Raw genomic sequence first — 2,449 nt, 5'->3', positions numbered from 1 at the left:
TAGTAGAGCGTGGTCAACTATACCGGCCGCAACGGGCCGCCAAGCACGGTCTAGTTGGAGACCGAACAGGTGCGGTCTGCCGCCGTCTGCCCCTGAACGCCCGGAAGAACCGCTGCCGGCTCGCTCGGAGCCACCGGTTCGAGAGTCGGCTCGACCTCGGGGACGATCTTTCCGTTTTTGGGCGGCTGGGTCTCTTCTGGCTCCGGAGCGGTAGTGGGGTCGGTCGTGGGTGCGTTCGGATCGAGAGTCGAGCCGATGCCCGTGTTGCCCTCTTCGAGAGTAAATCGCTCATCGGCGCGGATGCGCTCAAACAGTGCCGTTGCCGCCGACGTGATCGGCTGCACCTTGCCGGCGTAGACGCCCGTACCTCCGGTTCGACCCGGGTACTGAACGAAAGTGATGTTCTCGGTCGGCACCTTTCGCAAGGCTTGCGCCATCGAAACCATGGTGTCGAGGCTTGCGACGCTGCTCGAGAGCTGCATCGACGACGTGGCAACTTGAGCAATGCCGTAGAGCTTGGTGAAGTCGGTGAGCACGCCCTCGTTCTGCACCTTTCTCATGAGCGACGACAAATAGACCTGTTGATTGCTGATTCGACCGAGGTCACTACCGTCGCCAACGCCGTACCGTGTACGCAAGAAAGCAAGAGCGCTGCCGCCTTCGAGTGACCAGGTACCAGCACTCGGCAGATCAAGCCCCGTGTAGGGATCTTTGATCGGGCCATCGATACACACTTCGACGCCGCCCACGGCTGTCGAGAGCTGGGCAACTCCGTTGAACGAGATGGCACCCGCGTACGGAATCGACAGACCGGAAAGGGCCTCGACGGTCAGGACCACACAGTTGAGACCACCGTACGACCACGCCACATTGATGGGCTGGGCAGACATCGCGAACGATGAACCCTCGCCGTCAGGGTCGGGGCACGACGGAATCGGAACGACGAGGTCACGCGGAATGCTGACGGCAACAGCAGACTGCTGGTCTTCAGCGACGTGAATCAGAATGTTGACGTCGTTGAGGGTGGCGCCACCGCGCTGGCGGCTGTCATCTTGGCCGGGCTCGTTGTCGATTCCGACGAGGAGAACGTTAAAGCCGCCCTCCCACTCACCGACCGTGGGAATGACGCGCTCTTCTTGACCCTCAAGCACCTCGAGTTCGACAACGTCGATGTTCGAGTTGATCTGCGCAAGAGTGATCGCCCCGACCGACACCGTGCTGACGAGCACGACAGCCAGGGACGCCGCGAGGGACGCGAAGATCGTCTTCCACGCTCGCGAACGGCGCAGGCGGCCATGCCGCACCTGGGCGGTCGGCAACGACCGGCTTCCGCGATCGCGCACCGGTTCACTCATGATCTCCCCCTTGGGCATCGGCAGACCTGAACGAGCGGAGGGCGTGGGATTCGAACCCACGAGACATTGCTGCCCACCAGTTTTCAAGACTGGCTCCATCGGCCGCTCGGACAGCCCTCCTTGGATATCAGTCTTCCATGCTAACCGACCTGTCCGCAGAACCCCTGATCGGGGCGGCTATGCATCTGCTCCGAGTCGCCAAGAACGACCGTCAGAGGGTTGCGAGGGCCTTCGCGAGGCCGTCGTCGGTGTCGCGCGCTGTGACCTCTGAGGCAGCCGCAATGACTTCACTCGGGGCCTGACCCATCGCGATGCCGCGGCCACCATGGGCCACTGCCCAGCCCAGCATCTCAATGTCGTTTCGGCCGTCGCCCACCGTCACCACGTGCTCGCCCGCGATACCGAGGGCATCCCGAACTCGTTCAAGGGCTGTCGACTTATTGACTCCGTCGGGAGCGATGTCGAGCCACGCCGTCCAACCCACGTTGTAGCTCACCTGGTGCAAGCCCATGAGTTCGACAACGGCGAGAAACTCCTCCATCGCGTGGCCGGGCGAGATCACGACGACGCGCGTTGCGGGCTCGCTGCACAACTGCTCGAACGGCACCTCGTGGCTCACCGCGCCGAGCGCTCCGTCAGGAAACCAGCCGGTGTAGCGATACACACCGGTCTCGTCTTCGACGGCGTAGTTGGCCTGGGTCAAATGGGGGCGGATGCGCGTGAGCACGTCACTCGCATCGAAAGTCTCGACGTGGTGACGTCGGTACCCCATCGGCGCGTCAGCGTCACGCTTGAGCAGAATCGCACCATTCGACGCGACGACATAGGCCGGAGTGATGTCGAGGCGATCGAGCACCGGCAGGGTCATCGCCACCGAACGGCCCGTCGCGAGCATGACCTCGTGCCCCGCATCGCGTAGGCGGTGCACCTGCTCGAGCGCTGCGGGAGGCAGAGTGCCGTCTTCGTGCAGCACCGTGCCATCGATGTCGAGGGCGATGAGCAAGCGCGGGTCAGCGGTCACGCCACGGGCTCCAGAATCTCGAGGCCGCGCAGGTAGGGCCGCAGAGGCTCGGGCACAACGACCGAGCCGTCGG

2 protein-coding genes and 1 tRNA gene are annotated in these 2,449 nt (G+C 63.6%); all 3 read right to left on the bottom strand.

Going from position 1 to position 2,449, the window contains the following annotated elements; all coding sequences use genetic code 11:
* Positions 1–50 precede the first annotated feature (50 nt).
* A complete protein-coding gene (locus SFU54_RS09770; protein WP_319016083.1) occupies positions 51–1,355 on the bottom strand; it encodes an LCP family protein in 1,305 nt (434 codons plus the stop codon).
* 35 nt (positions 1,356–1,390) lie between these two features.
* Positions 1,391–1,475, bottom strand: a tRNA-Ser gene (locus tag SFU54_RS09765).
* A 91-nt stretch (positions 1,476–1,566) separates the two neighbouring features.
* Entirely contained in the window at positions 1,567–2,376 is an 810-nt protein-coding gene (locus tag SFU54_RS09760; RefSeq protein WP_319016082.1) for an HAD-IIB family hydrolase, read from the bottom strand.
* Positions 2,377–2,449 lie beyond the last annotated feature (73 nt).

The sequence above is a fragment of the Microcella sp. genome, from assembly GCF_033763155.1.
In the GTDB taxonomy this organism is placed as follows: domain Bacteria; phylum Actinomycetota; class Actinomycetes; order Actinomycetales; family Microbacteriaceae; genus Microcella.
Note: the sequence above shows the minus strand (reverse complement) of the source record. Positions and strands in the feature narration are given on the sequence as shown.